This is a genomic window from Lactobacillus sp. W8093 (genome assembly GCF_016100925.1).
GTDB classification, from domain to species: domain Bacteria; phylum Bacillota; class Bacilli; order Lactobacillales; family Lactobacillaceae; genus Lactobacillus; species Lactobacillus helsingborgensis.
Map to the genome: position 1 here is coordinate 29,006 of NZ_JACFRL010000005.1, position 20,955 is coordinate 49,960.

Consider the following 20,955-nt stretch of genomic DNA (forward strand, 5'->3'; position numbering starts at 1 on the left):
TTTATTATGAAAAGGACTGTTGATTTTGCATAAATGATCCTTTTTGTTAAGATATTAGGGTGTTTGAAAGGGTGATTAAGTGGATAATAGCTGGAAAATTCGCGATTTAACGATTGCTAATCGAGTTGTTGTGGCGCCAATGGCTGGTGTATCAAATTCTGCGTTTAGAATGATTTGTAAGGAATTTGGTGCTGGTCTAGTCGTATGTGAAATGATTTCAGATCACGGTATCATTTATCGTAATAAAAAAACCATGTCTATGATGAAGGTGGATCCGCGTGAGCACCCGATGAGTATTCAGATTTTTGGTGGTACTGAAGAAACTTTGCTTGAAGCAGCGCAATATATCGATCAGCATACCGCAGCCGATATAATTGATATTAATATGGGTTGTCCTGTTCCTAAGGTTACTAAAACAGATGCGGGTTCTAAATGGCTTTTGGATTCTAATAAAATTTACCAGATGGTACATAAAGTTGTCCAAAATGTTGAAAAACCTGTTTCTGTTAAAATGCGTATTGGATGGGATCGTAAACATATTTTTGCGGTGGAAAACGCTTTGGCGGCCCAAGAAGCTGGTGCCAGCATGATTGCAATGCATGGTAGAACGCGTAAGCAGATGTATATGGGAGAAGCCGATTGGGAAACACTTCATGATGTTGCTCAAGTTCTTGATATTCCATTTGTGGCAAACGGTGATATTACGACACCAGAATTAGCCAAAAAAGCTCTAGCTGAAATTGGCTCTACCGCTGTGATGGTAGGGCGTGCAGCATTAGGTAATCCTTGGATTATCAAAGATATGGTACACTACTTAGAAACTGGTGAAAGACTAAAACCGCAAACAGTACGAGAGAAAGTTGGCACAGCTAAGCATCAACTTAAAGGTTTAGTTGACTTAAAAGGGGAAAAAATTGCTGTTCCCGAGTTTAGGCAACAAGCTGCTTACTATTTAAAGGGAGTTCCCCGTTCGGCTCGTACTCGTGCTAAAATAAATGAGGTTTGGACAGCACAAGAAGTTTATGATTTGCTCGATAACTTCGTTGACGATTATGAAAAGCGGCAAAAACAAAGAGCTGCTAGAAGTGAAACTAATTAATAATGGAGGAATTGTAATTGGCTAAAAGTGAAATGAATGACCAATTAATCGTTCGGCGCCAAAAATTAGACGAATTACGTGAAAATGGCATCGAACCTTTTGGAATGAGAAAGTTTGATCGACAGGATTTAGCGCGGTCTTTGAATGAAAAGTATGCTGAAGATGACAAAGATGAACTAAACGCGGAACTACCTAAGACTAAAATAGCCGGGAGAATGTTAGCTAAAAGAGGCAAAGGTAAAGTTGGCTTCGCTGATTTATATGATCGTACCGGTAAAATTCAGATTTACGTTCGTAAGGATATTGTGGGTGAAGACAACTATAAGATCTTTAAAAAGTCTGATATCGGCGACTTTTTAGGTATTGATGGTGAAGTTATGAAAACTGACACGGGTGAACTAACCATTCGTGCAACTCACGTTACTTTCTTATCAAAAGCTTTGCGTCCTTTACCTGAAAAGTATCACGGCTTAAAAGATGTTGAACAAATTTATCGTCAACGGTACCTTGACTTGATTACTAACAGAGAAAGCTATGAACGTTTTGTTAATCGGACCAAAATTATTCAAGCTATTCGTGATTATCTCAACAGCAAGGACTTCTTAGAAGTTGAAACTCCCGTTTTACATAATATTCCTGGTGGTGCAGAGGCACGGCCATTTATTACTCATCACAATGCTTTAGACATTGACTTATACATGAGAATAGCTTTGGAATTGCCTTTAAAGCGTTTGATTGTCGGTGATATGGAAAGAGTTTACGAAATTGGTCGGGTATTCAGAAATGAAGGACTTGACACTCACCATAATCCTGAATTTACTGAACTCGAAACTTACTGTGCATACTGGGACTTCCATGATGTCATGGACGAAGCAGAAGGCATTATTCGCGCAGCTGCTAAAGTCGTATCTGATGATGGTAAAATTACTTATCAGGGGACTAACATTGATTTGGGCAAGCCATTCCGCCGCGTTCACATGGTTGATATGATTAAGGAAAAGACTGGCGTTGATTTCTGGCAAGAAATGAGTGTGGCAGAAGCTACCAAGATTGCAGAAGATCATGACATTAAAGTTGAAAGCTTCTGGAAAGTGGGTCACATTATCAATGCCTTCTTTGAGAAGTATTGTGAAGAAACAATTGTTGATCCAACTTTCGTTTACGGCCACCCAGTTGAGATTTCACCACTGGCTAAGAAAAATGCTGATGATCCAAGATTTACTGATCGTTTTGAAATTTACATTATGGGTGAAGAATATGGCAACGCCTTTTCCGAATTAAATGACCCTGATGACCAGCGCGAACGTTTTGAAGCGCAAATGGCAGAACGTGAAGCTGGAAACGATGAAGCTGATATGATTGATGAAGATTATCTGCGTGCTATGGAATATGGTATGCCGCCAACAGGTGGATTGGGTATCGGAATTGACCGTCTTGTAATGCTTTTGACTGATGCGCCTGCAATTAGGGATGTTTTACTTTTCCCAACAATGCGTCCTGAACGAATTGAAGATATTGAACGCGAAGTCGAAGAAGACATGAAGAAAAAGAATAATTAAAAATAAGACCATTAATTTGGTCTTATTTTTGTTTAAATTGAAAATCCCATGTATTTGTTATAGTCAACGATTTTTTCAAGCAACTTATCTTGAATAGGCTTATTACCAGAAAAATAAAAATACCAGTTTTGCAGCAACTTAAACCAGGAACTTAACCGATACCAACTAATACGATTGTTTTGGGTAAGCTGGTCATAAATTTGCTTGTTAAAGCAATTTACCAAAGAATTAAAGTCACTAGCTGATATTTTGCCAAAATAAACACCTTGAAAAAAGCAAATGCCAAACGTTGCTCCTCGTCGTCAACAAATGGCTTTTGCATATTTTGAAAAACTAACGGTATTATGGCAAATATATTAGCGATATTTTCTACTTCAAACAAGGGATGACTTAAAACTGATCCCAACAAATCGCTACCGTGTGCAATACTATGAGCCCAACCCTTTTGACTAACAAAACCGCGAAAGTCTTTTTCTTTTTTTAAATAGGCAATTCCCCAGTTAAAAATGGTTTTGCGGTTAGTCATATTTAAAAATGGCTGTTTTTGATCGTCATCAAGAATGAGGGAAGCAAGTAATGCGCTAAACGTTCTAAAAAAGATTAGTTCATTTTGTGGTTGCTCGATACCTTTAAATAAATTTCTTGAACTAATAAAAGTTGTCACAATTTTTTCTTTTTGCTCAGGTATAAATGAATTCTCAGTAAAACCCCGGGCAAAAAGAGTATAAACAACGTCATCCCGCAAGTAAGGATCCAAATTGCCAATATTTTGTAACATGAAGTCAATTTGATTATCCGTAAAACTTAGTTTACTGGACTCTAACTGAACCAGTTTTTCCAATTCTTCTGGCATTTTGTTTCCTTATGACTTTCTTCATCAATTGTTTTTTTATAATTTAATATCGACAAGTGTTCTTTGTAAAGAAAAATTGCAGCTAAAAAGCGCGAAATCTAAAAAAGTTTCGGGTATAAACTCTAAGCTGGCAAGCTTTCCCGTTAGAATGCTAATTTCAGCGATTTATTTTGGTAAAAAAGGTTGCAAATTGAAATTGGTTTGCTATAATAATATTTGTCTTGCGGAAGTAGTTCAGTGGTAGAACATCACCTTGCCATGGTGGGGGTCGCGGGTTCGAATCCCGTCTTCCGCTCTCAAGAAAAAGACTCACCGCTTTTGGTGAGTTTTTTTAATAAACGGGAAATAGCTCAGCTTGGTAGAGCGCTACGTTCGGGACGTAGAGGTCGCAGGTTCGAATCCTGTTTTCCCGATCATCGCTATCTCATGCTTGTAATTTTAAATTTGCAAGTATGAGATTTTTTTATACTTTACCAAGGCAATAACAAATATTTCTTAGTAATTTTAATTAACAATCGTTGTCATGAAAGAAAAGCCGGCTTTAAGGACTAAAAAAGCCAATTGAGTTTTAAAACTGAAAATAATATACTAATAAAAATAAATTATTAAAATCTGGTAATAGATTTTTTAGGAGAATTTTTAACTATGAGCCGCATAGAACAAAGCCTGATCTATGGCATTTCGTTTTTTATTTTTGGATTCTGTTATAGTCTATTTATTGATCAAAAAATTGTTTTTCCTAATAGAGTCGTCCAGGATTTAATTAGAATGATTGCTTATGTACTTTTTGCATTATTAGTTGGTAAAATCATCTCCCATTTTAAAACCAAATAGTCAAGTTACCGTGGTTCATTTTAGGAGCATACTAAATAAAGAAGAATGTTAATTCGCAAGAAGTGCTTGACTTTGATATAATGATTGCAAAGTTTTTTGACATGACACTTATATTTGGCCTCAAACAGAATATTTTACAAATTCTCAAAAAGGTTTATAGTGTATACACGTCATTTTTAAAGGTGGTGCTATGATGAAAAAATCTTATACGACTAGTGCAAACCAAGTATTAGAAATTGCACGAGAGCAAGCACAGAATTTTCATCATCGTTTGATTGGTACTGAACATGTACTGCTCGCGATGGTAATTGAATCTGATGGTGAAGCTGGCAAAAATTTGCGGGCTTGGGGTGCAACACCGAAGGCAATTCGTGAGGAAATTGAACGTTATACGGGATACGGCTCAGCTGGCAAAACCAGTTTTATGCAAATGTCTCCTCGTTTAAGTATGGTTTTAGCGTATGCTGGCACTTTGGCAGAACGTGAAGGCTCTTCTAAAATTAAAACTTGCCATATTCTATTGGGTTTGGTTTTAAATGAACAAATTCTGGCATCAGTTATTTTGCGTAACTTAAATATCGATCTTGATGGTTTACGTAATGATATTCTTCATAGTTTAGGTGAAGATGAGCAAGATATGGATGAAAACGAGCAAGACGATAATAGTTGGTCAAGCTTTAATGGTTCTGAAGAAAGCACGAACAGAAACTCAAGCACGCCCACTCTTGATCAAGTATCGGTTAACTTGAATGAACGTGCTGAAAACGGTGAAATTGATCCGGTTATTGGCCGCGATCGCGAAGTTGCCCGTGTAATCGAAATTCTATCTCGGCGTAACAAAAATAACCCAGTTTTAATTGGCGAACCGGGAGTTGGTAAGACAGCAGTGGCAGAAGCTATTGCGACTGCCATTGTCGCTAAAAAAGTGCCACATGATTTGCTCAAAAAACAGGTTATTTCACTTGATTTAGGTGGTCTGGTTGCCGGCACCAAATACCGCGGTGAATTTGAAGATCGAATGAAGAAGATCATTAAGGAAATTACTGTCAACGGCAATATCATACTATTTGTAGATGAAATGCATACCCTTATTGGTGCAGGTGGAGCTGAAGGTTCAATTGATGCAGCCAACATTTTGAAACCATCCCTAGCTCGAGGTGATATTCAAATGATTGGTGCTACCACTTTTGATGAATATCAAAAATATGTTGAAAAAGATCAGGCTTTGGCACGTCGTTTCCAAATTGTCAGGTTAAATGAACCTTCTAGAAGTGAAACTTTGGCAATCTTAAACGGATTAAAGCCTAAATACGAAAAGTTCCATCATGTTAAAATTTCAACTTCAGCTTTGGAAAATGCAGTTGATCTTTCTAGTCGCTACATTTCAGATAGGTATTTACCTGATAAAGCTATTGACTTGATTGATGAGGCTAGTGCGGCGGTTAAGATTAAGTCTGGTAAAGGTTCAAATAATCAGTTATTGCAGATAAATGATCAAATTGAAAAAGTAATCAGTGAGAAAAATCGTGCTGCCGTTAACCAGAACTTTGCCAAAGCTGCTCAGCTGCAAGAAAGACAAAACAGCTTGCAGAGAAGACAAGATGAGCTAACTGCTAAACTTGATCAGGCAACTAGCAAGGATGCTGTGGTTCAGCCTGAAGATGTAGCTAAAGTAGTTTCTAACTGGACGGGCGTTCCGGTTACACAAATGAATAGAGACGAAACTAAACAGCTGGCCAACCTTGAAACTGATTTACATAAACGCATAATTGGTCAAGATAAAGCAGTTACTGCCGTTAGCCGGGCAGTGCGCCGCAGCCGCAGCGGTATTAAAGATGAAAATCGACCAATCGGTTCATTCTTATTCTTGGGGCCAACGGGTGTTGGTAAAACTGAATTGGCAAAAGCTATTGCTGCCGCTATCTTTGGTTCGGAAAACAATTTAATCAGAATTGATATGTCTGAATATATGGATCAGATTGCCAATAGTAAATTGATTGGCTCGGCACCAGGATATGTTGGCTATGATGAAGGTGGTCAATTAACTGAACAAGTTCGCCGCCACCCATACTCAGTTGTATTATTGGATGAAGTTGAAAAAGCCCATCCAGACGTATTTAACTTATTGCTGCAAGTTCTTGAAGATGGTTTCTTAACAGATTCAAAGGGCCGCAAAGTAGACTTTAAAAACACTATTATTATCATGACTTCCAACTTAGGCTCACGTTCATTGTTTGAGACACAAGCTGTTGGTTTTAATGCCGATAATACCAGTCAGGTTAAAATGCGTCAGGATCGAGTACGGCAGGCTTTAAAACAATTCTTTAGACCGGAATTTCTTAACAGAATTGATGAGACAATTATTTTTGATGAGCTCAATCAAAAACAATTGCGTCAGATTGTAACGCTCTTAACGCGCAGATTAATCAATCGTTTGCACAAGCAAGGCGTACAGCTAAAGATTTCCCGTGCTGCTTTAGATAAGATTGCTAAAGATGGATATAATCCTGAGATGGGGGCTCGTCCACTGCGTCGTGCAATTCAAAAAGATATCGAAGATGAGATTGCTTCTATGCTTATTAAGGGTGATCTTCAAGCAGGAGACACATTAAAGATTGGTTGCAGTCGCAATCATTTGAAATTTGATGTAATTAAAGAAGATAAAAATAATTTAGTAGGCGCAAAGTAAAATAATTGACACACTACTAATAGTTTGCTATAGTAGTGCGTGATAAAAAAGCTGATTTTCAGGATTTTGCTGATCTATTGTCCAGCAAAATAATAAAGGACAAAAACGACGATTGTTGTTTTTGTCTTTTTTATGCATAAAATTCCGGCTTTTTGAATTTGTAATCAAAATGTAATATTAGCTTTCTCTGACAGAAAGGGTGTTTTCTCCTTGTTAAACGGACACGTAGTGAATTTTGGCAAACATCGGACAAGACGCAGTTTTTCCCGCATTAAAGAAGTGTTGGACCTGCCTAACTTGACAGATGTGCAGACCGAATCATACCAATGGTTTTTGGATGAGGGTATTAAAGATGTCTTTGACGATATCATGCCAATTAGTGACTTTTCAGGTAAGCTTTCCCTCGAATATTTAGGTTATAAGCTGCAAAAACCTAAATATACCGTTGATGAAGCACGTGATCACGATGCGACTTATGCCGCACCAATGCACGTAACTTTAAAATTAACTAATCAAAAAACCGGTGAAATTAAAACCCAAGATGTTTTCTTTGGTGATTTACCGTTAATGACCGAATCTGGTTCATTTATTATCAATGGTGCCGAAAGAGTTATCGTTTCTCAGTTAGTTAGATCACCTAGTGTTTATTATTCGGGTGATTATGACAAGAATGGCCGCCAGATTTTTGGTACTACGGTAATTCCTAACCGTGGTGCTTGGCTTGAATATGAAACTGATGCTAAAAATGTATCTTATGTGCGTGTTGACCGTACCCGTAAGCTTCCTCTGACTGTTTTAGTCAGAGCTCTTGGTATCGGCTCAGATGATGAAATTTTAGATGTTTTTGGTCAAAGTGATACATTGCAATTTACTTTGGATAAAGACGTCCATAAGAATCCGGCTGATTCTCGTGTAGCTGAAGCATTAAAGGATATTTATGAACGTTTACGTCCGGGTGAGCCAAAAACGACTGATTCTTCACGTTCACTTCTTTATGCACGTTTCTTTGACCCACGTCGCTATGATTTAGCGCCTGTTGGTCGTTATAAAGTTAACAAGAAATTATCATTAAAGAGCCGCTTATATGGTCAGACTTTAGCAGAAACTTTAGCAGATCCGGATACAGGCGAGATTATTGCTAAAAAGGGTACTGTTGTTACCCACGAAGTAATGGACTCTTTAGAAAAATACCTTGATCGTGATGACTTTAAGATGGTGACCTATCAGCCATCTAAAGAGGGCGTTTTACCTGATCCTATTAATGTGCAGGAAATTAAGGTTTACTCAAAAGTTAACCCAGAGCGTGTTGTCAAGATAATTTCTAACGGTCACATTGACAAGAAAGTTAAGTATCTGACACCTGCTGATGTTTTAGCATCAATTAACTATTTCTTCTTATTGCAAGATGAAATTGGGAATACTGATGATATTGATCACTTGGGTAATCGCCGCATTCGTCGTGTTGGGGAATTACTGCAAAACCAATTTAGAATTGGTTTGGCGCGCATGGAACGTGTTGTAAGGGAAAGAATGTCAATTCAAGACCCTTCAACTGTGACACCGCAGCAATTAATTAACATCAGACCAATTGTAGCCAGCATCAAAGAATTCTTTGGTTCATCACAATTGTCACAGTTTATGGATCAACATAACCCGTTGGGTGAGCTAACTCACAAGCGTCGTATGTCAGCTTTGGGGCCTGGTGGTTTAACTCGTGACCGTGCCGGTTATGAAGTGCGTGACGTTCACTATACTCAATACGGCCGTTTGTGCCCGATTGAAACTCCTGAAGGTCCTAACATTGGTTTAATTAACTCTTTGGCTACTTATGCGATTATCAATAAGTACGGTTTTATTGAAACCCCTTATCGTCGCGTTTCTTGGACTACTCATAAGGTTACTGACAAAATTGATTACCTGACTGCTGATGTTGAGGATAATTATATTATTGCGGGTGCTAATACCCCTCTTAATCCAGATGGCTCCTTTAAGGATGATCTGGTTTTAGCAAGACACAAGGAAGATAACGTCGAAGTTAGTCCAGATAAAATTGATTACATGGACGTTATTCCTAAGCAGGTTGTTTCTGTTGCTTCAGCATGTATTCCATTTTTGGAAAACGATGACTCTAACCGTGCTTTGATGGGTGCTAACCAGCAAAGACAAGCTGCACCTTTAATTAATCCTCATAGCTGCCTTGTAGGTACGGGAATGGAATACCGCGCAGCTCATGATTCAGGTGCCGCAGTTTTAGCTAAAGCAGCTGGTAAAGTTGAATATGTTGATGCCAATACAATTAGAGTAAGACGTGCTGACAGTACCTTGGATAAATATGTCCTTGAAAAGTATCGTCGCTCAAATAACTCTAAATCATATAACCAAACGCCAAACGTTAAGCTAGGTGATCAGGTTGAAAAGGGCGAGGTCATCGCTAATGGTCCGACAATGGATCACGGCGAACTGGCTTTAGGTCAAAACCCTGTAATCGCCTTTATGACTTGGAACATGTATAACTATGAAGATGCTATCATGCTTTCTGAACGTCTGGTTAAGGATGATGTCTATACTTCAATCAGTATTGAAGACTATGAATCTGAAGCTCGTGATACTAAGCTTGGCCCGGAAGAAATTACTCGTGAACTACCTAATGTGGGTGAAGATGCTTTAAAAGATCTTGATGGTCAAGGTATCGTTCGTGTTGGTGCCGAAGTTCATGACGGAGATATTTTGGTTGGTAAAGTAACACCTAAAGGAGTTACTGAATTATCAGCTGAAGAAAGACTTCTCCACGCTATTTTTGGTGAAAAGGCGCGTGAAGTACGTGATACTTCATTACGTGTTCCTCATGGCGGTGGCGGAATTGTCCGCGATGTCAAAGTTTATACCCGTGAAAATGGCGATGAACTTTCTCCTGGAGTTAATACCTTAGTCCGCGTTTATATCGCACAAAAGAGAAAGATTCAAGTCGGAGATAAGATGTCCGGTCGTCACGGTAACAAGGGTACTGTTGCTGCAGTTGTTCCTGAAGAAGATATGCCATACTTACCAGATGGTACACCAGTAGATATTTGTTTAAACCCAATGGGTGTCCCTTCACGTATGAATATTGGACAGCTTTTGGAATTACACTTAGGTCGTGCCGCAGCTAATTTAGGTATTCATGTGGCAACACCAGTATTTGATGGTGCCAATGAAGATGATGTTTGGGACACAGTTCATAAAGCTGGTATTGATAAAGATGGTAAAACCGTTCTTTACGATGGCCGCACAGGTGAACCATTCCATAACCGTGTTTCAGTTGGTATCATGCATTATCTGAAATTGACTCACATGGTTGATGATAAGATTCACGCACGTTCAATTGGGCCTTACTCTTTAGTAACGCAACAACCTCTTGGTGGTAAAGCACAGTTTGGTGGTCAGCGTTTCGGTGAAATGGAAGTTTGGGCTCTTGAAGCTTACGGTGCAGCATATACTTTACAAGAAATATTGACTTACAAGTCAGATGATGTTGTTGGTCGTGTTAAAGCTTATGAAGCAATTGTTAAGGGTGAAAGAATTCCAAAACCGGGTGTTCCGGAATCATTCCGCGTTCTTGTTAAGGAACTGCAATCTCTTGGTTTAGATATTCGTGTTCTTGACATGAATCATAAGGAAATTGAACTTCGTGATATGGATGATGATTCAAATGAACATTTGAATATTGATACCTTATCGAAGATGGCTGAAGAACAACAAAAGAAGAAGTTAGCCGAAGAAACCGCAAATTCTGAGGATGAAGAAGCAGAGCCAGAAGAAACTAATGCTCCTGTAGATCAATCCGATGATGATAACAAGATTTCTCAATAAGTAGGAGGTTAAACTTTTGATCGACGTAAATAAATTTGAAAGCATGCAGATTGGCCTTGCATCTCCGAATAAAATTCGCAGCTGGTCATACGGTGAAGTTAAAAAGCCTGAGACTATTAATTACCGTACGTTAAAGCCGGAAAAAGATGGTCTGTTTGATGAACGCATTTTTGGGCCAACAAAGGACTGGTCATGTGCATGTGGTAAATACAAAGGTGTGAGATACCGCGGCATTGTTTGTGACCGCTGTGGTGTTGAAGTTACCTCCTCTAAAGTCAGAAGAGAACGCATGGGTCATATTGAATTGGCTGCGCCAGTTACTCACATTTGGTACTTCAAAGGGATTCCTTCAAGAATGGGACTCATTTTGGATATTTCTCCCAGACTCCTTGAAGAAGTTATCTACTTTGCTGCGTACATCGTAATTGATCCTGGCGATACTGACCTCGAGTTTAAACAGCTTTTAACCGAAGCTGAATATCGTGAACAAAAGGCAAAATACGGCAATCGTTTTATTGCTAAAATGGGTGCCGAAGCAATTCGCGATTTACTGCAAAAAGTAGATTTAAATAAAGAAGTTGCCAGTTTAAAGAAAGAATTGGAAACTGCTACTGGTCAAAAACGGACACGTGCAATAAGAAGACTCGACATTTTAGATGCATTTAAAGATTCTGGTAACAAGCCAGAATGGATGGTTATTGATGCAGTACCTGTTATTCCACCAGACTTGCGCCCGATGGTTCAACTTGAAGGTGGACGGTTTGCGACCTCTGACCTCAACGATTTATACAGAAGAGTCATTAACCGTAACAATCGTTTAAAGAGACTGTTAGATTTAAATGCACCAAATATCATTGTGCAAAACGAAAAACGAATGCTGCAAGAAGCAGTTGATGCGCTAATTGATAACGGTCGTCGTGGTCGTTCAGTTGTGGGCCCGGGCAACAGACCACTTAAATCACTTTCACACATGCTTAAGGGTAAGCAAGGTCGCTTCCGTCAAAACTTACTAGGTAAGCGTGTTGATTACTCAGGTCGTTCTGTTATCGATGTTTCACCAAAATTGAAATTTTATCAATGTGGTGTGCCTAGACCAATGGCTTTAGAGTTATTTAAACCATTTGTAATGCACGAATTGGTTCAGCGTAAGATTGCCACTAATATTAAGAGTGCCAAGCGTAAGATTGATCGTGAAGATGATGATGTCTGGGATGTACTAGAAGATGTAATCAAGGAAAGAACGGTATTATTAAACCGTGCTCCTACATTGCACCGTTTGAGTATTCAGGCTTTTGAGCCGGTATTAGTACCTGGAAAATCAATTCGTTTGCACCCACTTGCTTGTGAAGCCTACAATGCCGACTTCGATGGTGACCAGATGGCTATTCACGTGCCGCTTTCTGACGAAGCTGTTGCAGAATCACGTATGTTAATGCTGGCAGCTCATCATATTCTTGCTCCTAAGGACGGTAAACCTATTGTTACTCCTTCTCAGGATATAGTTTTGGGTAACTACTGGTTGACCCAAGCTGAAAAGGGTCGTGAAGGTGAAGGTATGATTTTCAATTCACCGGACGAAGCTACTGTAGCTTATACCAACGGTGATATTCACTATCACACTATCATTGGGATGTCTGCCGATTCAATGCCAAAGAAAGCATGGCCTAAGGGTTATGAGCATGGTATTTTCATCACAACGTATGGACGTATTATTTTTAACCAAATCTTCCCTGAAGATTACTTCTACGTTAACGAGCCTACAGAAGAAAATTTGAATAATCCACTTGCTGCTAAGTATTTCTTGGAACCAGGTGAGGATATTCATGAAAAGATTGACACCGTAGCTGGTGATCTAATTTCAACTCCGTTTAAGAAATCATTCTTATCTGATTCTATTGCTACTATTTACAAGTATTACAAAGTTCAGAGAACTTCCGAATATCTTGATGATTTGAAGACCTTGGGCTATACCAGTTCAACAACTTCAGGAATTACTATTGGTATGACTGATGTTCCTGAAATTCAGGATAAAGATGAAAAGGTAGCAAAAGCGCACAAGCAGGTTGACGTTGTTTCTAAGCAATTTAGACGAGGATTGATCACTGAGCAAGAACGTCATGACAGAGTAATTAGTATTTGGAATGATTGTAAGGATCAGGTACAAAACGAAATTGCTCAGATTTATGATCCACGTAATCCTATTACCATCATGGCCGACTCTGGTGCCCGTGGTAACATTTCTAACTTTACCCAGCTTGCAGGTATGCGTGGCTTAATGGCGACTCCAAACGGTGGATTGTTCGAAATCCCAGTTACTTCCAACTTCAAGGAAGGATTATCTGTACTGGAATTATTCATGTCCACTCACGGTGCTCGTAAGGGAATGACTGATACTGCTTTGAAGACGGCTCAATCTGGCTACTTAACCCGTCGTTTGGTTGACGTTGCCCAAGACGTTATTATCCGTGATGATGATTGTGGTACCGACCGTGGTATTGACGTTCATGCAATCATGGAAGGTGACGAATTAATTGAGCCACTTTATGACCGTCTATTAGGTCGCTTTACAGCAGAAACTGTTAAGAATCCAAAGACCGGTGAAGCTATTGTTGGCCGTAACGTTATGATGGACGAGAATTTGGCACACCAAATTTGTGATGCTGGTGTAACTAATGTCAAGATAAGATCTATTTTAACTTGTGATACGCCACACGGTGTCTGCCGTAAATGTTATGGTATGAACTTAGCTACTGGTGAGGAAGTTGAAGTTGGTGAAGCAGTTGGTACAGTTGCTGCTCAATCAATTGGTGAGCCTGGAACACAGCTTACTTTACGTACTTTCCACAACGGTGGTGTTGCCGGCGCTGAAGATATCACACAAGGTCTTCCTCGTGTGCAAGAATTATTTGAAGCACGTAATCCTAAAGGTCGTGCAGTAATTTCAGAAGTCGACGGAGTGATTGATTCAATTCAAGAAAACCCTGCAGAACATACTCGTGAAATTACTGTTAAAGGTAGAATTGATACCAGAAGTTATAGCGTACCTTATACAGCATCTGTAGCAGTAGCTGAAGGTGATGAGGTCAGTCGTGGTGACAAATTGACTCTGGGTTCAATTGATCCTAAGGAGTTAATCCAAGTTACTGATACTTTAACTACTGAAGAATATATTCTAGTAGAAGTTCAAAAAGCTTATAGAATGCAAGGTGTTGATATTTCTGATAAGCACGTCGAGGTTCTAACCAGACAAATGCTGCAAAAAGTCCGCGTCCTTGATCCTGGTGAAACTGATCTTTTACCTGGTGAAATTATGGATATTGGTCAATTTAAAGACCGCAACACATCTGTAATTATTTCTGGTGGCATCCCTGCCACTGCGCAAAGCGTAATTTTGGGTATCACTAAGGCAGCTCTTGAAACTAATAGTTTCTTATCTGCTGCTTCCTTCCAAGAAACTACTCGTGTTCTGACAGATGCTTCTATTAGAGGCAAGAATGATCCGCTACTTGGATTAAAGGAAAATGTTATTATTGGTAAGATTATTCCAGCTGGTACAGGTCTTCCGATTTATCGTGATATGGAACCTGAGTCAGATGTCAAGAAACCTAAATCTGTTTATTCAATTGCTGATATTGAAAAAAAGATGAAGGAAGCTGACCAAGCTAAGGAATCATAAAATAATTTAAATAAAAACTGCCCTGTTAAGTAACTATTAACAGGGCAGTTTTTTTATCTAATCTTTCCAAAAAAAGCTGAAGCATCCAATAGATTGATACTACCTAAAAAAGAAAATTAAGTAACTGACTTTAAGCATTTTTATTAAAAAAATACTGCTGGCTTGCCAGTGATAATAGTATGGGCGTATTTTTTTAGCTGCTTAGTAATTGAATCGTCAATCCTAAAAAGATAAACGGGACAAAAGCAATTGGCTCGCTTTCTCTTACGTCGGTTAAGATAAAGTTAATTAGCATTAATACTGAGGCTAATAAAAGTGTAAAATTGGCAAATTCAGGTTGGAAATAAAAAGAGAGAATTAGGTAGATTAGTAAATCGCCGCTACCCAGTTTTTGCTGATATATTTCGTAGACAAAAAGGATTAAAATGGGTAATAACTGAAAATAATTAACAATAGTGTATTGCGGCACGGTTTTACTACCTTGAAGTAAAGCCAAGATCAATGCGGGCAGAATTAGTATCACGTCAAATGACTGCTTTCGATAATCGCTAATAGCAGCCAGTAACAGACAAAAAATCACAACTGCTGTAAGAATATTGTTCTTATCGGCGAAGTTGATAGTACAATAGGCGCTGCCACCGATAAATTCAATTACCCAGTATTCAATTGGAATTGCAGAATGACAATAACGACAACGTCCTTTTAAAAATAAATAGGAAATTAACGGAATTTCATCAAGCAAGCTTAACTCACAGCCGCAATAGTTGCATTTGGAGCGTGAAAAGATAAAATCCTCTTTGCCAAGACGGTCTACAACAACACACGCATGTGAAGCTAAACAAGTTCCTATTAAAAAATTACAGATATTAAAAAGCCAGTCCATTTTTGCCTCCTATATACAAGTACGCAATATTGGTCTTTTTTCATGAGAAAAAATGATTTGCAATTTTTTGATAAAGGAGTACAATATTCTTTGTGTATTTTGAAGAATTCTCTGGGAGTTAAAAAAGAAACTCCTGGGTGTGTGAACAAAATAATCATTTTTTAGGAGGAAAATTTAATGCCAACCATTAACCAATTGGTAAGAAAAGGCCGTCATTCAAAGACGACAAAATCAAAATCACCAGCTTTAAGCTACGGTTACAACAGTATGAAAAAGGAGCTTATAGCAAATCCTGCTCCTCAAATGCGTGGAGTAGCAACTCGTGTGGGCACTATGACACCAAAGAAGCCAAACTCAGCTTTACGTAAGTATGCTCGTGTACGTCTTTCAAACTTAATTGAAGTTACTGCATACATCCCAGGCGAAGGCCACAACTTGCAGGAACACTCCGTTGTCTTAATCCGTGGTGGTCGTGTTAAGGACCTTCCTGGTGTTCGTTACCATATTATTCGTGGTGCTCTTGATACTGCCGGTGTTGACGGCAGAAAGCAAGGTCGCTCTAAGTACGGTGCCAAGAAAGATTAAGGAGGAGTTAAATAATGCCTAGAAAAGGACACGTAGCTAAAAGAGATATTTTAGCAGATCCAGTATACAATTCAAAGCTTGTAACTAAGTTAATCAACCACTTGATGATTGATGGTAAAAGAGCTAAGGCATCTTCAATCCTATATGATGCTTTTGACATTGTTAAAGAAAAGACTGGCAAAGAGCCACTTGATGTTTTTGAAGAAGCAATGAACAACATTATGCCAGTTTTGGAAGTTAGAGCACGCCGTATTGGTGGTTCAAACTACCAAATTCCAGTTGAGGTTCGCCCAGAAAGAAAAACCACTTTAGGGTTAAGATGGTTAGTTTCATACGCTCGTTTACGTAATGAACATACTATGGATGAACGCTTAGCTAATGAAATTATTGATGCCTCAAACAACACTGGTTCAGCAGTTAAGAAGCGTGAAGATGTTCACCGTATGGCTGAAGCCAACCGTGCATTTGCACATTATCGTTTCTAATTTTTAAGGAGAGGAAAAATCTATGGCTAATAAGCGTGAATTTCCATTAGAAAAAACACGTAATATTGGTATTATGGCCCACATTGATGCGGGTAAAACTACCACAACAGAGCGTATTCTTTATTACACTGGAAAAATCCATAAAATTGGTGAAACCCATGAGGGTGACTCACAAATGGACTGGATGGATGAAGAAAAAGAACGTGGTATCACCATTACTTCTGCAGCTACTACTGCACAATGGCATGACTACAGAATAAACATTATTGATACTCCAGGACACGTTGACTTCACTATTGAAGTTGAACGTTCACTTCGGGTACTTGATGGGGCTGTTACTGTTCTTGATGCTCAGGCTGGTGTTGAACCTCAAACTGAAAACGTTTGGCGCCAAGCTGAAACTTACGGTGTTCCTCGAATTGTTTTTGTAAACAAGATGGACAAGATTGGTGCGGATTTTGACAAATCTGTTACTTCTTTGCATGAACGTTTAAACGCCAATGCTTTGGCTGTCCAAATGCCAATCGGCTCTGCCGAAAGCTTTGAAGGAGTTATTGACTTACTCAATATGGTAGCCGATGTTTATGATGAAGATAAACTTGGCTCTAAATGGGATACTATTCCAGTTCCAGACGAATACAAAGAAGAAGCTGAAAAGCGTCGCGCTGAATTAATTGAACAAGTAGCTGATGTTGATGATGACATCATGGAAAAATACCTTAACGGTGATGAAATTTCCGTTGATGAATTAAAGGCTGCTATTCGTAAAGCTACACTGGAATTGAAGGTTTTCCCAGTATTTGCCGGTTCAGCATTCAAGAACAAGGGTGTACAAATGATGCTTGATGGTGTTGTTGACTACTTGCCATCACCATTAGATGTTAAGCCTTATGTTGCTCATGATCCAAAGACTGGCGAAGAAGTTGAATTAGTAGCAGGGGATGACAAACCATTCTCAGCTTTAGCATTTAAGATTGCTACTGACCCATTTGTTGGTCGTTTGACTTATATTCGTGTTTATACTGGTTCCCTAGAATCAGGTTCATACGTTTTGAACGCTTCCAAGAACAGCCGTGAACGTGTTGGTCGTTTATTGCAAATGCACGCTAACTCCAGAAGTGAGATTCCTGAAGTCTTTTCTGGTGATATTGCGGGTGCCATTGGTTTAAAGAACACCACAACTGGTGATTCTTTGACTGATCCTGATCATGCCTTAATTTTGGAAAGTTTGGAAGTTCCAGATCCAGTTATTCAAGTTTCAATTGAGCCAGAATCAAAAGCTGACCGTGACAAACTTGATGTTGCTTTGCAAAAATTGACTGAAGAGGACCCAACTTTTAGAGCAGAAACAAACGCTGAAACCGGTCAAACTTTGATTTCCGGAATGGGTGAATTACACCTGCAAATCATGGTTGAACGTATGAAGCGTGAGTTCCACGTTGAAGCTAAAATTGGTGAACCGCAAGTTGCTTACCGTGAAACCTTCACTAAGCCTGCTAAAGCACAAGGTAAATTCGTGCGTCAATCAGGTGGTAAAGGTCAATATGGTGACGTTTGGATTGAATTTACACCAAATGAAAGAGGAAAAGGTTACGAATTTGAAGATGCCATTGTTGGTGGTGTCGTACCTCGTGAATTTATCCCTGCTGTAGATGCTGGTTTGCAAGAGTCAATGAAGAACGGTATTCTTGCCGGTTACCCATTGATCGATGTTAAAGCTAAGCTTTATGATGGTAGTTACCACGAAGTCGACTCATCTGAAGCTGCCTTCAAAGTTGCTGCATCATTAGCATTGAGAAATGCTGCTCCTAAGGCTGGTGCTGTTATTCTTGAGCCTATTATGAAAGTTCAGGTAATTACGCCTGAAGAATATTTAGGTGACGTTATGGGTTCAATTACTGCACGTCGTGGTACTATGGACAACATGCAGGATCGTTCAGGTGCTAAAGTATTGAATTCAATGGTTCCACTTGCTGAAATGTTTGGTTATGCTACAACCTTGCGTTCTTCAACTCAAGGTCGTGGTACATTCACAATGGTCTTTGATCACTACTCACCAACACCTAAATCTATTCAAGAAGATATTATTAAAAAACGCGGCGGTAACGCTGACTAATTAGAAAAAGAGCTATTGGCAAGTCCAATAGCTCTTTTTTATATGTTTATTAGGCAATAAATTTGTTTTTTACTTATGCTCAGGAATAGGCAAATAACTTGCTAAGATTTATTTAAGGTAGTATTTTAAACAGCGCTAATAATTTAGCAGTCAAATTTTATATAAAAACTATACTATTTTTTGCATTATATTAAGAAATTTTATCCTATAATCCTTGATATTTCAGCTTAAAACAGGTATACTATTTTTTGTGCGTCTAGGGCATATTCTGCCCTAAAACGCATTTTGTTGTAAAGCATTGATGCAAAAGGTTGCGGCACACCAGGCTGCATTGCCACAGAGGTAGTGCCGGGAATTTTTGCGGAAGCTAGTCATCTTTTAAAGAAGACGTTGAGGAGGTAATTTAATGGCAAGTCAATCAATTCGTATTAGACTTAAGTCTTACGAACATGGTATTCTCGATGAATCAGCTGCTAAGATCGTAGCTACAGCTAAGAGGACTGGAGCCGAAATTTCAGGTCCAGTTCCATTGCCAACAGAAAGGGTATTGTTCACTGTTTTGCGTTCACCACATAAGAACAAGGATTCACGTGAACAATTCGAAATGCGCACACATAAGCGTTTAATCGATATTTTAAACCCAACACCTAAAACTGTTGACTCTTTAATGAAGCTTGATTTACCAAGCGGTGTTGACATCGAAATTAAACTTTAATTTTTAAAAAAGAAAGAGGTGTAATCATGACCAAAGGAATCTTAGGAAGAAAAGTTGGTATGACTCAAATCTTCACTAAAGATGGTATCCTTGTGCCCGTAACAGTTGTTGAAGCAACTCCTAACGTTGTTATGCAAGTTAAGACTGTTGAATCAGACGGTTACGAAGCAGTTCAATTAGGATATCAAGATAAGCGTGAAGTTTTGAGCAACAAACCGGAAAAAGGTCATGCTGCAAAAGCAAAGACTTCGCCTAAGCGCTTCATACGTGAAATCCGCGGAGTTGAGCTTAAGGACTACGAAGTCGGCTCAGAAGTTACTGTGGACACATTTAAGGAAGGTGACGTTGTTGACGTCACTGGTACTACAAGAGGTCATGGATACCAAGGTAACATCAAACGTTGGGGCCAATCACGTGGACCAGAAACTCATGGTTCAAGATACCACAGAATCCCTGGCTCAATGGGTTCCATCATTAACCGTGTACCTAAAGGCAAGCGTTTGCCAGGTCACATGGGAATGAAGAAAGTTACCATTGAAAACTTAGTAATTGAAAAAGTTGTAGCAGATAAGAATGTATTATTAATTAAGGGTAACGTACCTGGTGCTAAGAATTCATTGCTTACTGTTAGATCTGCTGTTAAGAATAATAAATAGGAAGGAGGACTAGAATGGCTAATTTTAAAGTTATTGATCAAAAAGGCAAAGATGCTGGTGAAGTTACTTTAAATGATGAAGTATTCGGTATTAAGCCAAATGAGAGCGTTGTTTTCGACGCAATTATCAGACAAAGAGCTGGCAAGCGTCAAGGAACCTCAAAGGTTAAGAATAGATCCGCTGTTCGTGGTGGTGGTAAAAAGCCTTGGAAGCAAAAGGGTACAGGTCGTGCTCGTCAAGGTTCTATCCGTTCACCACAATGGCGTGGCGGTGGTGTAGTTTTCGGACCGACTCCTCGCTCATACGCTTACTCAATGCCGAGAAAGCAACGGCGCTTGGCTATCAAGTCAGTTCTTTCCCAAAAATTGCTTGATGAAGATTTGATTGTTTTAGACCAGTTAACAATGTCTGCTCCTAAAACAAAAGAATTCAAGTCATTATTGGACAGCTTAAAGATTGAAGGTAAGGTTCTGGTTGTTTCTGAAGACAAGAACGTACAGCTTTCAGCTAAAAACTTGCCAAACGTTAAAGTGATTACTGCTAATGGCTTGAACGTTGAAGATGTTGTCGATTATGACAAGTTAGTTTTGACTAAAGAAGCTATTGAAAAGATTGAAAAGAATGTTGAGGGGGCTTCGACGAAATGAGTGCACATGATATCATTTTAAGACCTGTCATTACTGAAAAGTCAACGAACTTAATGGATGATAAGAAGTACACTTTCAACGTGCTTTTAACTGCAACCAAGACTCAAGTTCGTGACGCCGTTGAAGAAATTTTTGATGTTAAGGTTAAGAAAGTTAATATCATGAATGTTCGTGGTAAGGACAAGCGTGTTGGCCGTTATACTGGTAAAACAGCTCGTACTCGTAAGGCAATTGTCACTTTAACTGAAGATTCAAACGACATCAAAATTTTCAAAGACGATAACGAAAATAAAGAAGAAAATAAGTAAT

Annotated in this window: 14 protein-coding genes and 2 tRNA genes; 14 read left to right on the forward strand and 2 right to left on the reverse strand. The window is 38.9% G+C overall.

Annotation, left to right across the window (positions count from 1 at the left end; translation table 11 throughout):
- Positions 1–79 precede the first annotated feature (79 nt).
- Both dusB and lysS read left to right on the forward strand, forming a co-directional pair.
- On the forward strand, positions 80–1,099 hold the full coding sequence (gene dusB, locus H3T47_RS04360) for a tRNA dihydrouridine synthase DusB (RefSeq protein ID WP_046327494.1): 1,020 nt from the start codon (positions 80–82) through the stop codon (positions 1,097–1,099).
- Positions 1,100–1,116: 17 nt separating this feature from the next.
- Positions 1,117–2,658: a lysine--tRNA ligase gene (gene lysS / locus H3T47_RS04365; protein WP_046327493.1), complete on the forward strand. Its 1,542-nt coding sequence runs from the start codon at positions 1,117–1,119 to the stop codon at positions 2,656–2,658.
- Between the two features lie 217 nt (positions 2,659–2,875).
- On the opposite strand, the gene H3T47_RS04370 is transcribed toward lysS, so the two are convergent.
- Positions 2,876–3,511: a DUF2785 domain-containing protein gene (locus H3T47_RS04370; RefSeq protein WP_199282679.1), complete on the reverse strand. Its 636-nt coding sequence runs from the start codon at positions 3,509–3,511 to the stop codon at positions 2,876–2,878.
- Between the two features lie 223 nt (positions 3,512–3,734).
- On the opposite strand from H3T47_RS04370, the gene H3T47_RS04375 reads away from it, so the two are divergent.
- From H3T47_RS04375 to rpoC, 5 genes are all read left to right on the forward strand, one after another.
- Positions 3,735–3,806: transfer RNA gene (locus H3T47_RS04375), tRNA-Gly, on the forward strand.
- Between the two features lie 44 nt (positions 3,807–3,850).
- Positions 3,851–3,924, forward strand: a tRNA-Pro gene (locus H3T47_RS04380).
- 614 nt (positions 3,925–4,538) lie between these two features.
- Positions 4,539–7,034 (forward strand): ATP-dependent Clp protease ATP-binding subunit, encoded by a 2,496-nt coding sequence (locus tag H3T47_RS04385; RefSeq protein WP_199282737.1) that lies wholly within the window; start codon positions 4,539–4,541, stop codon positions 7,032–7,034.
- Between the two features lie 210 nt (positions 7,035–7,244).
- Positions 7,245–10,883 carry a DNA-directed RNA polymerase subunit beta gene (gene rpoB / locus H3T47_RS04390; RefSeq protein ID WP_038523783.1) on the forward strand — a complete coding sequence of 1,213 codons (3,639 nt, stop codon included), beginning with the start codon at positions 7,245–7,247 and terminating at the stop codon, positions 10,881–10,883.
- Positions 10,884–10,899: 16 nt separating this feature from the next.
- Positions 10,900–14,559, forward strand: coding sequence for a DNA-directed RNA polymerase subunit beta' (rpoC, locus tag H3T47_RS04395; protein WP_199282680.1), 3,660 nt, complete (start codon positions 10,900–10,902; stop codon positions 14,557–14,559).
- 193 nt (positions 14,560–14,752) lie between these two features.
- Here rpoC and H3T47_RS04400 read toward each other — a convergent pair whose 3' ends face one another.
- The gene (locus H3T47_RS04400; protein ID WP_199282681.1) at positions 14,753–15,442 is read right to left on the reverse strand and encodes an A24 family peptidase; all 690 of its coding nucleotides are present in this window, start codon (positions 15,440–15,442) and stop codon (positions 14,753–14,755) included.
- A 177-nt stretch (positions 15,443–15,619) separates the two neighbouring features.
- On the opposite strand from H3T47_RS04400, the gene rpsL reads away from it, so the two are divergent.
- The 7 genes from rpsL to rplW all read left to right on the forward strand — a co-directional run bounded on the left by rpsL (position 15,620) and on the right by rplW (position 20,954).
- Positions 15,620–16,027, forward strand: coding sequence for a 30S ribosomal protein S12 (rpsL, locus tag H3T47_RS04405; RefSeq protein ID WP_038523774.1), 408 nt, complete (start codon positions 15,620–15,622; stop codon positions 16,025–16,027).
- A gap of 14 nt (positions 16,028–16,041) precedes the next feature.
- Positions 16,042–16,512, forward strand: coding sequence for a 30S ribosomal protein S7 (gene rpsG / locus H3T47_RS04410; protein ID WP_038523771.1), 471 nt, complete (start codon positions 16,042–16,044; stop codon positions 16,510–16,512).
- Positions 16,513–16,534: 22 nt separating this feature from the next.
- A complete protein-coding gene (gene fusA / locus H3T47_RS04415; protein ID WP_038523769.1) occupies positions 16,535–18,628 on the forward strand; it encodes an elongation factor G in 2,094 nt (697 codons plus the stop codon).
- A 406-nt stretch (positions 18,629–19,034) separates the two neighbouring features.
- Positions 19,035–19,343, forward strand: a complete 309-nt coding sequence (gene rpsJ / locus H3T47_RS04420; RefSeq protein ID WP_046327486.1) for a 30S ribosomal protein S10 — start codon at positions 19,035–19,037, stop codon at positions 19,341–19,343.
- Positions 19,344–19,369: 26 nt separating this feature from the next.
- On the forward strand, positions 19,370–19,999 hold the full coding sequence (gene rplC / locus H3T47_RS04425; protein ID WP_034980468.1) for a 50S ribosomal protein L3: 630 nt from the start codon (positions 19,370–19,372) through the stop codon (positions 19,997–19,999).
- 14 nt (positions 20,000–20,013) lie between these two features.
- On the forward strand, positions 20,014–20,646 hold the full coding sequence (gene rplD, locus H3T47_RS04430; protein WP_046327485.1) for a 50S ribosomal protein L4: 633 nt from the start codon (positions 20,014–20,016) through the stop codon (positions 20,644–20,646).
- A complete protein-coding gene (rplW, locus tag H3T47_RS04435) occupies positions 20,643–20,954 on the forward strand; it encodes a 50S ribosomal protein L23 (RefSeq protein ID WP_038523761.1) in 312 nt (103 codons plus the stop codon). The genes rplD and rplW overlap by 4 nt, the downstream gene beginning before the upstream one ends.
- Position 20,955 lies beyond the last annotated feature (1 nt).